This is a genomic window from Peribacillus sp. R9-11, assembly GCF_031345095.1.
In the GTDB taxonomy this organism is placed as follows: Bacteria; Bacillota; Bacilli; order Bacillales; family DSM-1321; genus Peribacillus; species Peribacillus butanolivorans.
In genome coordinates this window covers 2,762,873-2,777,097 of sequence record NZ_CP133763.1, presented here as the reverse complement: position 1 = coordinate 2,777,097, position 14,225 = coordinate 2,762,873, and the positions used below count along the sequence as shown (strand labels likewise).

Genomic DNA, 14,225 nt, shown 5'->3' with positions numbered 1-14,225 from the left:
ACACCTTAAAATCAATTTATGGGACCTGTTTTTTATCTTTTATTGTTTTTTTTATGAAAAATGTAGAAGTTCAAACACTGGTATTTTTTTCAGGATTATAATTTACAATAATACCCTTCCTCTTCCCTGTGACATTATACAACTTTCCCCATTTATTTTATTTACGATAATAACATTATGTAAACTATATATTTTTAATATTTATTCTATTACATTTGATAAAGAGCCTTACATATCTCTTCATCAAATGTAAGTTTTATCCAAGTCTCTCAGCGGATATAAAAACTTGCACCGTCAATCATCTCAATTTCCGGGTAGGCTCTTAGTTGATCCATCAATTGGAAAAGTGCACCATCTTTTTGCTTCGCTTCAATCATACAATCTAACTGTGGTAAACTTCCTTTTATTTGTTGTAAAAACTCCATAAACATATCCGGATCAACGTAATCAGCGTGTGCTCTAAATTCTTTTTCCGATCTTGGGCTAGAAATATGCATCTTCGGAGATAGTTTGGAGTAATCCCAAGTTTGGAGTATTCGATTCCAATGATCAATCCATTTTTCAGATGCCGAATGGTGCGCAAGGTAATGGTGGTAATCAAAAACCATGGGAATTCCTAGTTTTTCACACAAGTAGAGAGTTTCCGATAAAGTAAATGTAGTATCATCGTTTTCAAGAATCACCATTTTTTGAATCGACTCAGGTATAAACCCCCAATTATGTATAAACTGCTCTAGCGCCTGTTCATGTTCACCATAACCACCACCGACATGGAGAACACAACGATGCTCAGGGTCCAATCCCATTTTTTTTAATAAAGTATAATGAATTCTTAATGTTTTTAGAGAAGTCTTCAGTATATCGATATTCGAACTATTTAAAATGACGAAATGATCTGGATGAAAATCAATTCTTATAGCTGGCTGATTAGTAAGATAGGTTTTAATTTTTTCAAGTTCTTCTGAAATTGGTTCTAGGTAGTCCCATTCTGGAATTTCTGGGTGATTGACAAGGGGAATGAGTTTAGATGAAAGCCTAAAAAATTGGATATCATGAGCTGCGTTATGGATTAGTAATCGCCAGCAATTATTAAAATTAGAAACTGAAATGCGTTCAAGTTTTCTTATGGCTGCCTCCCTATCCTTAATTTTCGAAAACTGGGAAAAAGTCATGGTTTGGGATGGTGAGCAGTTTGGCACATGAGTACTCATGGCCACATAACCAAGGCGGATTAAAGTCAAATGGATAACCCCCTTATATTTTTTTGTTGTTTTTGTCAGTATTCCCTTATTTATCTTTAATATGAATAATAAAAAAGAGCCTCATAATTTGAACTGCCCCCCAATTGTTAGACAACATCTAACAATTGGGGGGAGCAGTTTTTTTTTGACTAAATATACGATAGACGAAAAACTACATGCAGCTTTTGAGTACTTGGAAGGGAAAAAAACTATAAATTTATTGCCTTTGTTACCAAAATGCTGGATAAAGCCTTTGACCGCTTGGAATCGAAAGATTCACCCATTCTTCATTCAGATTAGGGCTAGCATTACCAGATGAAACAATATTGCATGATTTAAAAGGACATAACACTACACAAAGCATGTCCCACAAAAGAAATTGTATCGATAATGCGGTCATTGAAAACTTCTTTGGCATATTAAAATTAGATTTACTCTATCTTCAAGAATTTGAAAGCATGGAGCATTTCAAACAAGAACTAGAAGAAGAATATATCCATTACTACAGTCTCAAACGAATCAAGGTAAAATTAAAAGGCATGAGCCGGGTCGATTACCGGGTTCATGCCTTCAAGGCTGACCTATTAAATAAAGTGTCTACCTTTTTGGGTTACTTCATTTCAGGCTCTTTTTCATTTATTTACTCGCTTGTAACTATTTAATTTGGAAATTCATAAACTTAAACCTCAGGAGTAGGTGTTGGTTTTGCATATCCACTCTTATATTTTTCATCCACTTTAGTACGGATATCTTTAATTGACATCCCATCCCTTAAATCTAAAATGGATTGAGCTGCTATTTCTAGGCAAACTCCACATCTAGTACCATGATCGTCCCAAACCACTTCACCACTTTTTTTATTTTCATGGATAAAACAATCGTAATTGTTTTTATGGTTAGCTTCTTCGCCACAACCACAGTAACATGGTATATTTTCTAATAGTTCCTGATTTTGAGCAACCGCTAAATAGATGGTTTTCATTTCTTCTGGTTTTCCAGATAGAAATTCAGGTGCTATTTCCTTACTGCTAGTCTCTTCTTGTAGATCTCCTGAAACAGTATGGGCTGAATGGCCTTCATGACTAGTTTCTTTATCCACAACACTTTTTTCTTCATTCGAACAACCGGAAAGTAGTAAAGATGAACAGATACCAATTATGGCTATTAATTTAAAATTCATTTGCACACTCCTTGAATATTATAGTTACTCCCATTTTATGGGGTGGAATGTATTTCTACAAGTTATTTCACAAAAAGTACATTATTAAATGATGTCTTCATGAAAAGATATTTTTAAATTATTCAAGTAATGTAAGAAAGGCATTCATCAAAGGACCCTTCCCTATTAATTTATTCTCATTTGTTTCTTCTTTGATAGCGTCAGTGGAATGGTTATGAACGAATTTCCGGCTAAAATCCAAAACCAGCTAGAGTTACTTATCCCAAATGACTCAGAGCCATTTTGCCTCACAATCGATAATTAAAATTTCAGTGACTTGTACATCCTGACAAGCCTCTACACAACGGCCGCAAAGGATGCATTGGTCCTGATCATAACGGAAAATGGATTTAAATTATCCATTACATACGGTTGATGAATGACCCATTATTGTAATCACAAACCGTACAGTACAGTTCATGGTTATACAGTATCTTGAACATTGCGATAACCTATGCTTCTTTGACATCAGGTGCAACTGTATCAATTACATCCCCATCTTTGAATTCGGTAGAACACAATCTCACAAGCTCTCCATTAACATTCACGAGACATGACATGCATCACATGTTTCAATCGGGTCTAAGTTTGGATGGTAACAAACATTCGAAACTTAAATCGAACTATTTGTTAGCAAATGTAAAATTGTTTGATTACCGTTCAGGATGGCCTCAGCCTCATTAATAATTATATGTACTTTCTCTGGCAAAATAATCGTCTCCTCACTAAAAAAACGAGAAAATTTATTCATTTAATATTTTCTGCACTAGGAAATTTTCCCTGAACTTAATTAATGATGGGAGATTATATTTCAACATTATTAGCTATTTCACTATTCCATTTTTTAGTAAATATTTCGATAGAAAGCTAAAAAAAACAAATTCGAAGTGAGTGATCACCTATCATTCACTTCGAATCACTATTTTACAAATTACTTCTCAACACATATGAACTTAAAGGGGAAACGGTTATATGACTCCCCTGAATCCTTTCAATTTCTTCTAGACCCGCCCGCTGACCATTCGCTAAAACAGCCCATTCTCCATGGAGTGGGAGTGTAAAATTTACAGCTTCCCAGTTTGCATTATGAATAACAACAATCTTTGAATGTTCTGTCATTAGAGTAAATGCAATTACATTCGCCGGAGCATCAAGGAATATTAACTGCTGCTCGATGTCTTCAGCTGTTCTTAACCTGAAAGCGGAAATATTGTTTCGAAGCGAAATTAGCCCTTTTAAATATTCTACTTCATAATCAAACTCCGCTCTTCTTTTCCAATCCAATCGGTTAACCCAGTCAGATGATTGATAGCTATTTTCATCTCCATCCTTTGTTCGCATAAATTCTTGTCCAGCATGGATCATTGGAATTCCCTGTGACAGTAATACCACTGAGGAACCAAGCTTGTGCATCTGCTTACGTTCTTGCTCTGTCGCATCTGGATTGGTAATTACGAGCTTATCCCATAATGTATAATTATCATGGGCCTCGACATAGTTGATGACCTGGGCTGGATTTTGATAGGTTGCTATATGATCATCGTATTTCAATCCACCAGCTATCCCTTTTTTAATGATATCTTCCATACCTGGTTTGCCATTGATAAAGCCTTTATCATGTTCATTCATCACAAAGCCTTTTAGCCCATCCCGGATAGCGTCATTAAAATGTGCTATACCAGGCATTTTATAAGCATTCTTTTGATTCGCTTTCTGATCCTGAGACAATGTGGTATTCATATCCCACCCTTCTCCTAAAACAATAATAGTCGGATCAATTTCACCAACAGCTTTTTTCACTTCATTCATCGTTTCCACATCATGAATCCCCATTAAATCAAAACGGAAGCCGTCGAGGTTAAACTCTTTCGCCCAATAGATTACAGATTCAACGATAAATTTACGCATCATTTTATGTTCGGACGCTGTGTCGTTTCCTACACCGGTACCATTGGATAGTGTGCCGTCCTCGTTAAAGCGAAAAAAATAGTTAGGTACAAGTTTGTTAAAGCTAGAATCATCCACCGAATATACGTGATTGTAAACTACATCCATAATTACACGTAATCCCTTATCATGTAATGCTTGGATCATCTGCTTCGCCTCACGAATTCTGAGCTTTGGTTGGAAGGGGTCAGTCGAATAAGACCCTTCTGGTGCATTATAATTCTTTGGGTCGTATCCCCAATTATATTGAGGTTCATTTAATTTCATTTCATTGACAGTAGCAAAATCAAAAATGGGGATAAATTGAACATGAGTCACACCCAAATCCTTAATATGATCGAGACCAGTTTTAACTCCTTCAGGACCTTTGGTACCCATTTCGGTTACTCCTAAAAATTTCCCTTTATTTTGAATTCCACTTTCAGGATGAATCGATAAATCCCTGATATGAATTTCATAGATAATTGCATCCTCAGGGCTATTCAGCGCAGGTTTATCATTTGTCCACTTTTCTGGGTTGGTGTCTGCTAAATCTATTACAACACCTCTATTCCCATTTACAGTCACTGCCCGGACATAGGGATCCACAGCTTCATTCCATACATCGCCCACTTTCACTTTATATGTATAAATCAACCCATCCTGATCACCGGATATTTCAACAGTCCACGTTCCCTTCTCCGAACGCTGCATATCAATTTCTAATCCATCTGTATCATCCCAACGTTTATAAGTAACGAGCTTAGCTTCAGATGAAGTAGGAGCCCATAACCGGAAGGAAGTTTTATCTTTTAAATAGGAATTTCCTAAGTCTTTTCCTTCATAGTAATAAAGATTATCCAGTTCTTCAGGATTTTGAGTATTTGCAATGGGTAGAACATCCGACTTATTATCGAGATCTTTATCTTTAGGTGTTTGATTGGTATTTTCCTCTTCAAAATAAGAAAGTGAATCTTTAATAGGTCATTCCTCCAATGAAATTCCTATTTCAAAACAGGAATTTATTTCATATATTTTTATTATTTCCTTTTTATGAAGGGTTGCTATCAAAAATCAGTGTGATATTTTCAATATGATTCCAACGCCCTAGGGTCTCAGGGATATATGTTAATAAACTTGATGTATTCATTTATCAATAATAAGTATTATCACCCGAAAAAAGTTCAGGAATAATTGAGAATCTCGATGTCCATTTTTTATAGTTTAGTTTATCTAAGTTGTTCCAAAAATCATAAACCTGTACTACTTTTACATAAAATTCTACTTCTGTGTAGAATATACCTCTCTTTGTCTTTTAAATAGTCATATTGAAATTCTATACCTTAAAAAGTGATAAAAAAAAATGCCTCCATAACAGTTTTACGGTCTTGGAGGCATTTCTAGTACTCTTTATGGTGTTTTGATTATTTTAACCTGATTATCTTCAACAACTGCCATGAAGTTTTTCACTTTAGGCTGATCAAAGATATAGTCAGTAATGCCATCTTCTAGCTGTTCCTGAAGAACACGGCGGAGCGGTCTTGCCCCGAATGATGGATGATAACCTAACTCGATCAGTTTTTGTTTTGCTTCATCTGTTACGACCAATGATATGTCTTGAGAAGTAAGTGTTTTGTCAAGATCCTGAATCATAATATCAACAATTTGCAAAAGGTCTTCCTTCTTCAGTGCTGAGAATTCAATGATGCTGTCAAATCGGTTCAGGAATTCCGGTTTGAAGAAACTGCCTAATGATTGTAAGATAGAAGCTTCATCTACGGCTGTACTTGTACCGAATCCCATTACTTTTTGTTTTTCCCCGACTCCAGCATTAGATGTCATGATAATGACGGTATCTTTAAAGGTAACAGTACGTCCCTGGCTATCAGTTAACCGGCCATCTTCTAGAATTTGTAAGAACATGTGCATCACATCTGGATGTGCTTTTTCAATCTCATCCAATAAGATAATACTGTAGGGCTTACGACGAACTTTTTCAGTTAATTGGCCTGCTTCCTCATGTCCTACGTATCCAGGAGGAGAACCAATTAATTTGGAAACACTATGTTTCTCCATAAATTCACTCATATCAAGGCGAATCATGGCTTCTTTATCACCAAATAATTCCAAAGCAAGGGTTTTCGCTAATTCAGTTTTCCCAACTCCTGTCGGACCAACGAATAGGAAAGAACCAGTGGGACGGTTTTTGGACTTCAAACCGGCACGACTCCTTCGGACGGCCTTCGCAACTTTCCTGACTGCTTCTTCCTGCCCAATTACTTTTTTCATAAGCTCCTCTTGAAGATGAAGCATTCTTTCCTGCTCATCTTCTTGCAGCTTGCCTACAGGGATTCCAGTTTTTTGTTCGATAATCTTTTGGATATCTTCGACAGTGACGTTTGGTTTAACTGAATTTACTCCAGCTTGCAATGATTTTTCCAGTTTTTCTTCTTCATCCCGAAGTACAGCTGCTTTTTCATAGTCTTCTTCATTTAGGGCCTGCTCTTTTTCCTTATAGATATTTGCAAGACGTTCTTTCATAACCTCTTCCTGTCCATCTTCAATGGTCAAGTTTAATTTAGAACCTGCCTCGTCCATTAAGTCGATTGCTTTGTCAGGTAGAAAACGGTCTTGAATGTAGCGGTTTGAAAGTTCAACAGCTGCTCTAAGCGCTTCCTCGCTATATGTGACCCCATGATACGCTTCATAACTGTCTTTTAAACCTTGCAAAATAACCAATGCTTCATCTGTTGTAGGCTCATTAACCTGAACGGGTTGAAAGCGGCGTTCAAGTGCTCCGTCTTTTTCAATTTTCCGATATTCAGACAAAGTGGTCGCTCCCACCAGCTGAAGTTCACCTCGTGCAAGTGCGGGTTTTAAGATATTCCCAGCATCCATCGATCCTTCGGCTGAACCAGCACCGACAATTTGGTGAATTTCATCAATGAATAAAATGACATTCTTTCTTTCCTGCAATTCACTGATTAATTGCTTCATTCGTTCTTCGAATTGTCCCCGGATTCCAGTGTTTGTAACAAGTGAAGCGATATCAAGCATATACACCAGCTTATTACGCAATTTAACAGGAACTGCACCTTCAACAATGGCTAGGGCAAGTCCTTCAGCAATCGCTGTTTTACCTACGCCAGGTTCACCTATTAATACTGGATTATTTTTATTACGTCTATTTAGAACTTCAATCACTCTTTTTATTTCTTCATTCCTGCCGATAACCGGATCAATTAGGCCTGCTTTAGCAGCATCTGTCAGATTCTGTCCGTACTCTTCTAATAATCCTCTTCCGCCGCTTTGTTGAGCAGGTTCCGGTTGAGGGATTTTACTATTATTAAAGGGATAAAATAAATTGTGGGATCCATTAAATTGGAAGTTCCCTAAATCTTTTCCTCCCATAGCTGCACCAAGTTTATTTCTCTCTTCTTTATAACAAGTGGAGCACAGCATAACATCATGCTCCTGACCATTCATATTTAGATGTACTTGAATATTAGCTTGGTTTACATGGCATTTTTCACAAAGCATGTAGTACTCCTCCTTAAAGTTTGTTTTTATGAATCAAATTTGACCTTCTTTGACTTTCTGATTTTATTATACATTGACCTTCTTTGACTTTCAATAATTTTGACTGGAAATTCTTTTGGATTGTTTTCTCAAATTTTTTCTATTGATAACAGCCATATCGGTAATTCATCTTCAGAAATTGGTTGCAATTTCCTTATAAAGATAATGATAAATATATCGGAGAAAAAGTATATTGTTAATAGTGAAAATAAAAAATTTAAACAACATTATTTTGATTTTGATGTAAAACATCAAGATTTAGCATCCATTGAGATTATCTTGAGTTTTTGCATCAGAACCGATTTTCTTATAATTTTTTCGCCATTAATCATACTTTTGTTCTCATACTGTATTTATGATTAATAACCAATACTCTTCAAATAAGCCAAACTCTGGCTAACATCTGGTAGACTATTATCACAATTTCTAGGATCACGCTCTTGCTCTACAGTAATGTGCCCGTGATAATCGATTACTTTAAGTAACCTATTAATGGATTTATAGTCAATGATGCCTTTTCCGATTGGGCACATAACTCCCTTGCTACATACCTCAAAAAAGCGGATACACTCAGTCATTATTTGTTGATATTTATCTAGATTAATATCTTTAAAATGTATATAATCCAGTCTATTTGCACAGTCCCTAAGCCACTGTACGGGGTCCATCTTTGAATAATAAAGATGTTCTGTGTCAAGGCAAAGTCCTGAAATTTTATGTGGAATATCCTGCATATGTTCCTTTATTTCATCTTCAAATTCGATAGCCACCAGCATGAGGATGGACTACCGATCGTACTCCATATTTTGTCCATGCATGCTCTGCCAATATCCGGATATGAGTCATCATATTGTTCCATCCCTCTGGAGATAAGCGTTTTGCATCATCTGGGTGACCAGCTGTGTAATCCCTTTCATCATGTCCCCAATCAATTAGTACAGGATAAGGTGTTGGAAATTGCTGTCCTTCTTCATGTATCGAAGGAGGAAGTTTGATAATTAGAGAACAAATGTCATCAACTTGGCGCACTAAGTGTTCCAAATTCGAATCTGCTACCAAATTATCAAAATATCTACGTAATTCATTAGAACGACTCCCTTTTTGTTATAATCCTTTAATAGTTAATAATTCCACATCTTTTGAAATGGAAATATTACCGTAATCCTCTGCGAATTCAATAATCTTTTCCATGTCGCTTTTGGTAAATTGGGTCTACACGTTCACTTCTGTTTTGTTTAATTTTCTTCATCTGATATTCTCCTTTTTGTGTTATATAGTATCTATAAATACTGAGTGTAAAAGTCAGTAGAAGTTACACACTTTTTTTAAATAATTTCACTCCGTCATTATATTGAAAAAAATTAAAAAGTAAGGACGCTTAACCATATATGAATAAATTTATTTTTTATAAAGGTTGCTAGCTACAATTTGGTGAATTAGTATTAAAGTATCAGAATATTTAGTATATTAGGAGGGGTTACTATGAAACCAATAACGACTATGGACTTACAATTGTTAGCAGATGTTCTTAGGGAGAATAATTGTACAAGTTTAATTCGTGCGATTGCCGAAAAGGATTTTCAGGTTGCTCAAATGGTTGATGTATTAATAATTGAGGATAAATGGGAGGATGACATTTGACTAAGCTCAGAATCCTTTTAACCATTCCAATTTTGCTATATGGAATTTTCATATTTGTTGTCATTCAAAATGATAAGAATATTCCACTTTATTTGCACCTTCTATTGGCAATCTACTTGATGTTGTTTGTACATTATGAAGAAAAAGACGGAGCTTGAGGAACTACGTATCAAGTACCGCCTGTACGAATATTAGTCATTGGAAAGTAGGAGAAGCCATGGAAAAGCCAAATAGTTTACAAAAAATATATAACGCTAACCGACCGGAGAATAATGAACTTTTTCGAGTGATACAACAGCATCTTCAAATGACACATCCAGACAAGCGAATGACAGCCACGAGAACTTTACAATATATTGTGGCTGTCTGTTTTATCTGGAGAGCTGCGTAATGTTGAAAGTCAGATTTTATATAGTTGAAATCCTAAGGTCATTTGAAATGAACTTAGAAAATTACATAACACAGGAGGTTTGCTTCCATCGAAAAATAAACTGAAGTTGACCATGGCGCTTCAAAAGATTGGGAAGGTATGCCCAAAGATGAATATCAAAAAATTAAAATTGCGGAGGAACAAAAATATTATTATGAATGGTATAAACCAATTAAAGATGAATATGAATGTTAAAAGGACCCCCGCTTAATAAGCGAAGTCTTTTTTTTAAGCAGGTAAAACCGTTCCATTTGATGAAATGAAGTAAATGGAAGGAAGTGATAATATGAGTGCTCAAGATGAATTTAAAAATTTGGATGTTGGCAAATTAAGCAAGCAAGACATACAAATGGCCACTGTTTTAACTTTAGTAAATTTATTGAAAAAAAAGGGTATTCTTACAGGTGAAGAGTATGCCGAAAAACTCAGAAATATAGTGAACGAAATGAAAATTGAAAAGGATAATGAATAAATGAAAACAGACATCCTTTCGGGGATGTTTTTTTATTTGTTCACTAAACCGCCCTGGTTGATGTGCTTCACTAGATAATGAAAATTGCGTGTAATCGCCGTCTAAGACCCATTCGTCAACAACTAGCATGGGAATGAATCGGGCGTCCCACAACGGGGCGTCTCTTTTTGTTTTCATTATTGAACTATTAGTTATACCTTAGTTAGTTTCTATTCATTTTCATAGGAAAGTTCCGTTAATGAATTTCTGTGGCTAGCGAGGATTTTTTCAATCCCTCGGTTTTCTTCATCTCTTGATAGTCGCAAATAAATAGCCACATGCTCTATGTTTTCGTTTGTAATCATTGGTACAACAACACTCCTTCATGTGTCAATTATACCTCAGTTGTCCCCAGTTACTTAACTCGTACATTGAGAGAAATCTGAGGAGGGATATACGCCAGTTCCCGATTGATGACGGACTTTATCTGCTAAATGTATGTACTTTAAATAATCTCCGTACTTAACAATTTGCGTAAGCGATTCCTCCTCTTTATATGGTGAATATATCAAGGAATAACATAGAGCTGCCCCACCTTTTTTTACATTTATTTATCCTTTTGAGATACCTTATTTACAATTCCACCTTACTTTTATCACTAATTTACAGGTTGATGGTGATATTTTATATTCTAACAAGGTATATGTTGAAATTAGTAATAAGCATAAATGTTAATATCTTTTCTCTGCAACACGATTTTTCAAGCTAGGAATAGTAACGGCTATAGAAAATTAATTAGAAATAAATTGAATTCCATTCTTTTAGGAACACTACTATTAAAAACAGGAGGATAATATATATGACACCTCGAAATGTACCGGCAAACAAAGATAATGAAGAGAATGAAAATAAGGTCTCACCATTAGTTAAGGAAAATGAAATAGTTCAACTCAACCGATTGTTAGGTGCCGTCATGAAGTATTTATCCGATGATGAACAAGAAGAAATTGACATTGAATATCTACTAGAAAACACGGAAGGATTACGAGACTGGTGGAATAAATATAGGGAGCTTGATCGAAAAAGGATTGAAGAAGAAATAAAAAAATCTCTAGGTGATCTATCCTTAGAAGAACTTGAAACAATCCGTGAACAAATACGAAATAAAGAAAACTAAGAAAAATCTTTCTGCTTATGGATTTCCCCAATTCTGATGCGATTCTTAGTAAAACGCAAAATTCACATTAGCTTATATACTTAGGACCCTTTAGTTTCATCAGACAGTTGAATCGCCCCTAATTTGGGGCAGTACTAATGTTCTTTTATACAAGACTCTAAATTGTGGATTTTTCAGAGGAAGTCTTCATGTTTTTTTATATTTTATAAATCCAATTAATTTTTTTCAAAACACTTTAACTTCTACCATCTTTCATTGATGGTTTCTTCCGAAGATCTAATTGATCAATCACGGAATCTGTTCATACATTCAATGGATTAATTATAGTCTTAGTTGTCAAATGTTCAAACTGCTCTGCTGCCTCAACCATTGATAGTTGGGTCACTGCAAGTATTCTATTTTCATCTTTAATCAAATCGTTTAAGTATTTGTAAATTTCCTGATTATATTTCTCTCTTAATCCATAGCATAAAATCCATTTATTCTTATATAGAATACATAGAAAAAGCCCCGCAATTCGATATTGAATTGATACATTTTGTAGACCCGGCATTGATGCATCGAGTGACATCAGATGATAAATTTAAGGATACATATGCGCAAAAAAGGGTTAAAGAACAAACTGAATGGATTGCCGAATGTAAAGTGGGTGCCATACTATTCTCAAATAGACTTATAGATAATGAAACGAAATCAGTTTAAAAAGATAAAAAAAGACACTAACGCGATAGTTAGTGCTTTTTCTTCAACTTAGACAGTGTATTTTTCTGATTTTACGATACGTTCCGCAATGGATCTTTTTCGTGCTGTTTTATTTATTGGTGAATGTTCGAAAAGGTTTGATAGAATGGCTCTCTGCCTTTCCAAATCTTCTCCAGATTCCATGGTAGTTAATGCTTCTAGAGCCGATGCATGAATTTGTTCAAAAGCTTCATGTACAAATACCTGTGTCATTTCAATCGCATTTAATACTTTGTTTTCTCCGTTTTTGGAAATTGTTTTTTCTGTCCTACCTACTATGCCTTCCATTGCGAAAATTTGAATCAACATATCGGCTAAGTTCGTCATTATTTCCTGCTCTTTTTCAAGTTCCTCTCCATACTTTCCGATTGCCATACCGCCTATAAATAAAAACATTTTTTTAGCTATAGACACTAAATACGATTCTTTAGCTAATGTATTAGTAAACGAACTTTGTGGGATAAAGGTTGCTGCCTCCTTTCTAAATTCTTCCATTCGTTGCACTAATGGAGATGCTTCCTTAGCTGATTTTTTGAATAATGTACTTGGAATGAGCAAACGGTTGATTTCATTCGTCCCTTCAAAAATACGATTGACGCGTGAGTCACGGTACATCCGTTCAATTTTGTATTCCTGGATAAATCCGTATCCTCCATGAATTTGTACACCTTCATCTACAACAAAGTCGAGCACTTCTGAACCAAACACCTTAACTATGGAGCATTCGATGGCATATTCAGCTATGGCCTTTTCTGACTGGCTCGCGATTTCTGGAGAAGAATGATCTATATCCCGCATGGAATCGTCAAACATTCCTGCAATTCTGTATACCATTGTTTCTAGTACATAAATCAGGATATTGATTTCAGCAAGTTTTTTTCCTATCAGTGGATATTTAGCAATTGTAGTGCCAAATTGGGTACGAGCATTCGCATAAGTAGCACTTAATTCAAGCGCTTCTTTTGCATTTCCAAGACAATTGGTGGGAAGCTTATGACGGCCTAAATTCAATATATTAAAGGCAATCAAATGGCCTTTACCGACTTTTCCTAACAAATTCTCGACTGGTATATGCACGTTATCAAAATAAAGCGGGCAGGTGGAAGATGCTTTAAGTCCCATTTTCTTCTCTTCAGGACCAACCGTAAATCCTGGAGTATCTCTTTCCACGATAAACGCACTAAAATGTTTTCCATCTACTTTTGCATAAACGATATAAATATCCGCAAAACCTCCGTTTGTAATAAATACTTTGGATCCATTCAATATGTATTGTTTGCTGTCCCTGCTAAGAACTGCTGTAGTTTTCGCCCCAAGTGCATCAGAACCAGCGGATGGCTCCGTAAGACAGTAAGCACCTACTTTAGTTCCTGTTACGATATCAGGTAAATATTTCTGTCTTTGTTCGAGTGTTCCGAAGTAGACGATTGGAAGAGAACCAATTCCAGTCTGTGTGCCAATCGATAATAGAAATGATGAAGTTTTTGATAATGCTTCTGAAATAAAGGTACTAGAAACCTTATCAAGTTCCAAACCGCCGAATTGCTCGGGAACATCCACCCCCAGTAGACCGATTTCCCCCGCTTTCCCAAGTAATGTTTTAGTAAGCTCATAGTCTAACTTTTCTAGTTTTTCTTCATTAGGAATAATTTCGTTTATGACAAAGTCACGAGTCATCTTAACAAACAATTTCTGTTCTTCTGTTATATCTTCTGGAGTAACGCATGTATCACTTTTTAGGTCTTCCACAATAAAACTGCCGCCGTATATTCCTTTTGTTTTTTGCATTAATATTGCTCCTTCCAAATAAATTAAATTTC

13 protein-coding genes and 3 pseudogenes are annotated in these 14,225 nt (G+C 35.6%); 7 read left to right on the top strand and 9 right to left on the bottom strand.

What is annotated here, in order from left to right; genetic code table 11:
* Window positions 1–269 precede the first annotated feature (269 nt).
* Entirely contained in the window at window positions 270–1,241 is a 972-nt protein-coding gene (gene uvsE / locus RE409_RS13610; protein ID WP_201224564.1) for a UV DNA damage repair endonuclease UvsE, read from the bottom strand.
* Between the two features lie 222 nt (window positions 1,242–1,463).
* Here uvsE and RE409_RS13605 point away from each other — a divergent pair.
* A pseudogene (locus tag RE409_RS13605) lies at window positions 1,464–1,819 on the top strand (transposase); the annotation flags it as partial.
* A gap of 101 nt (window positions 1,820–1,920) precedes the next feature.
* On the opposite strand, the gene RE409_RS13600 reads toward RE409_RS13605, so the two are convergent.
* The 6 genes and pseudogenes from RE409_RS13600 to RE409_RS13575 all read right to left on the bottom strand — a co-directional run bounded on the left by RE409_RS13600 (window position 1,921) and on the right by RE409_RS13575 (window position 9,006).
* The gene (locus RE409_RS13600) at window positions 1,921–2,421 is read right to left on the bottom strand and encodes a PCYCGC motif-containing (lipo)protein (RefSeq protein ID WP_201224566.1); all 501 of its coding nucleotides are present in this window, start codon (window positions 2,419–2,421) and stop codon (window positions 1,921–1,923) included.
* Window positions 2,422–2,692: 271 nt separating this feature from the next.
* Window positions 2,693–2,806, bottom strand: coding sequence for a 4Fe-4S binding protein (locus tag RE409_RS13595; RefSeq protein ID WP_309559272.1), 114 nt, complete (start codon window positions 2,804–2,806; stop codon window positions 2,693–2,695).
* A gap of 578 nt (window positions 2,807–3,384) precedes the next feature.
* Window positions 3,385–5,325, bottom strand: a pseudogene (gene pulA, locus RE409_RS13590) (type I pullulanase); the annotation flags it as partial.
* A gap of 471 nt (window positions 5,326–5,796) precedes the next feature.
* The gene (locus tag RE409_RS13585) at window positions 5,797–7,926 is read right to left on the bottom strand and encodes an ATP-dependent Clp protease ATP-binding subunit (RefSeq protein WP_309559190.1); all 2,130 of its coding nucleotides are present in this window, start codon (window positions 7,924–7,926) and stop codon (window positions 5,797–5,799) included.
* A 398-nt stretch (window positions 7,927–8,324) separates the two neighbouring features.
* Complete coding sequence (locus RE409_RS13580; RefSeq protein WP_309559189.1) at window positions 8,325–8,735, bottom strand: sugar phosphate isomerase/epimerase family protein; 411 nt, start codon at window positions 8,733–8,735, stop codon at window positions 8,325–8,327.
* Window positions 8,719–9,006: a hypothetical protein gene (locus tag RE409_RS13575; RefSeq protein WP_309559188.1), complete on the bottom strand. Its 288-nt coding sequence runs from the start codon at window positions 9,004–9,006 to the stop codon at window positions 8,719–8,721. Before RE409_RS13575 ends, RE409_RS13580 begins: the two co-directional genes overlap by 17 nt.
* A 441-nt stretch (window positions 9,007–9,447) precedes the next feature.
* Here RE409_RS13575 and RE409_RS13570 point away from each other — a divergent pair, with 441 nt between their 5' ends.
* The 4 genes from RE409_RS13570 to RE409_RS13555 all read left to right on the top strand — a co-directional run bounded on the left by RE409_RS13570 (window position 9,448) and on the right by RE409_RS13555 (window position 10,508).
* Entirely contained in the window at window positions 9,448–9,606 is a 159-nt protein-coding gene (locus RE409_RS13570) for a hypothetical protein (protein WP_309559187.1), read from the top strand.
* Window positions 9,603–9,764: a hypothetical protein gene (locus RE409_RS13565; RefSeq protein WP_309559186.1), complete on the top strand. Its 162-nt coding sequence runs from the start codon at window positions 9,603–9,605 to the stop codon at window positions 9,762–9,764. The genes RE409_RS13570 and RE409_RS13565 overlap by 4 nt, the downstream gene beginning before the upstream one ends.
* A 59-nt stretch (window positions 9,765–9,823) precedes the next feature.
* On the top strand, window positions 9,824–9,997 hold the full coding sequence (locus RE409_RS13560; protein WP_309559185.1) for a hypothetical protein: 174 nt from the start codon (window positions 9,824–9,826) through the stop codon (window positions 9,995–9,997).
* A gap of 325 nt (window positions 9,998–10,322) precedes the next feature.
* On the top strand, window positions 10,323–10,508 hold the full coding sequence (locus tag RE409_RS13555; RefSeq protein ID WP_309559184.1) for a hypothetical protein: 186 nt from the start codon (window positions 10,323–10,325) through the stop codon (window positions 10,506–10,508).
* Between the two features lie 209 nt (window positions 10,509–10,717).
* Here the strand turns inward: RE409_RS13555 and RE409_RS13550 are convergent, their stop codons facing one another.
* A complete protein-coding gene (locus tag RE409_RS13550; protein WP_309559183.1) occupies window positions 10,718–10,852 on the bottom strand; it encodes a hypothetical protein in 135 nt (44 codons plus the stop codon).
* Window positions 10,853–11,346: 494 nt separating this feature from the next.
* On the opposite strand from RE409_RS13550, the gene RE409_RS13545 reads away from it, so the two are divergent.
* Both RE409_RS13545 and RE409_RS13540 read left to right on the top strand, forming a co-directional pair.
* Window positions 11,347–11,664: a hypothetical protein gene (locus RE409_RS13545; RefSeq protein WP_242485260.1), complete on the top strand. Its 318-nt coding sequence runs from the start codon at window positions 11,347–11,349 to the stop codon at window positions 11,662–11,664.
* Window positions 11,665–12,111: 447 nt separating this feature from the next.
* Window positions 12,112–12,330, top strand: a pseudogene (locus RE409_RS13540) (hypothetical protein); the annotation flags it as partial.
* Window positions 12,331–12,414: 84 nt separating this feature from the next.
* Here RE409_RS13540 and RE409_RS13535 read toward each other — a convergent pair.
* Entirely contained in the window at window positions 12,415–14,193 is a 1,779-nt protein-coding gene (locus RE409_RS13535; protein WP_201180559.1) for an acyl-CoA dehydrogenase family protein, read from the bottom strand.
* Window positions 14,194–14,225: the final 32 nt, after the last annotated feature.

What these genes read in the sequence shown, in the direction of transcription:
- RE409_RS13560 (WP_309559185.1), top strand. Translation starts at nt 9,824, where the DNA reads ATGGAAAAGCCAAATAGTTTACAAAAAATATATAACGCTAACCGACCG.
- RE409_RS13550 (WP_309559183.1), bottom strand. Translation starts at nt 10,852, where the DNA reads ATGATTACAAACGAAAACATAGAGCATGTGGCTATTTATTTGCGACTA.
- RE409_RS13535 (WP_201180559.1), bottom strand. Translation starts at nt 14,193, where the DNA reads ATGCAAAAAACAAAAGGAATATACGGCGGCAGTTTTATTGTGGAAGAC.
- RE409_RS13585 (WP_309559190.1), bottom strand. Translation starts at nt 7,926, where the DNA reads ATGCTTTGTGAAAAATGCCATGTAAACCAAGCTAATATTCAAGTACAT.
- RE409_RS13555 (WP_309559184.1), top strand. Translation starts at nt 10,323, where the DNA reads ATGAGTGCTCAAGATGAATTTAAAAATTTGGATGTTGGCAAATTAAGC.
- RE409_RS13570 (WP_309559187.1), top strand. Translation starts at nt 9,448, where the DNA reads ATGAAACCAATAACGACTATGGACTTACAATTGTTAGCAGATGTTCTT.
- RE409_RS13600 (WP_201224566.1), bottom strand. Translation starts at nt 2,421, where the DNA reads ATGAATTTTAAATTAATAGCCATAATTGGTATCTGTTCATCTTTACTA.
- RE409_RS13545 (WP_242485260.1), top strand. Translation starts at nt 11,347, where the DNA reads ATGACACCTCGAAATGTACCGGCAAACAAAGATAATGAAGAGAATGAA.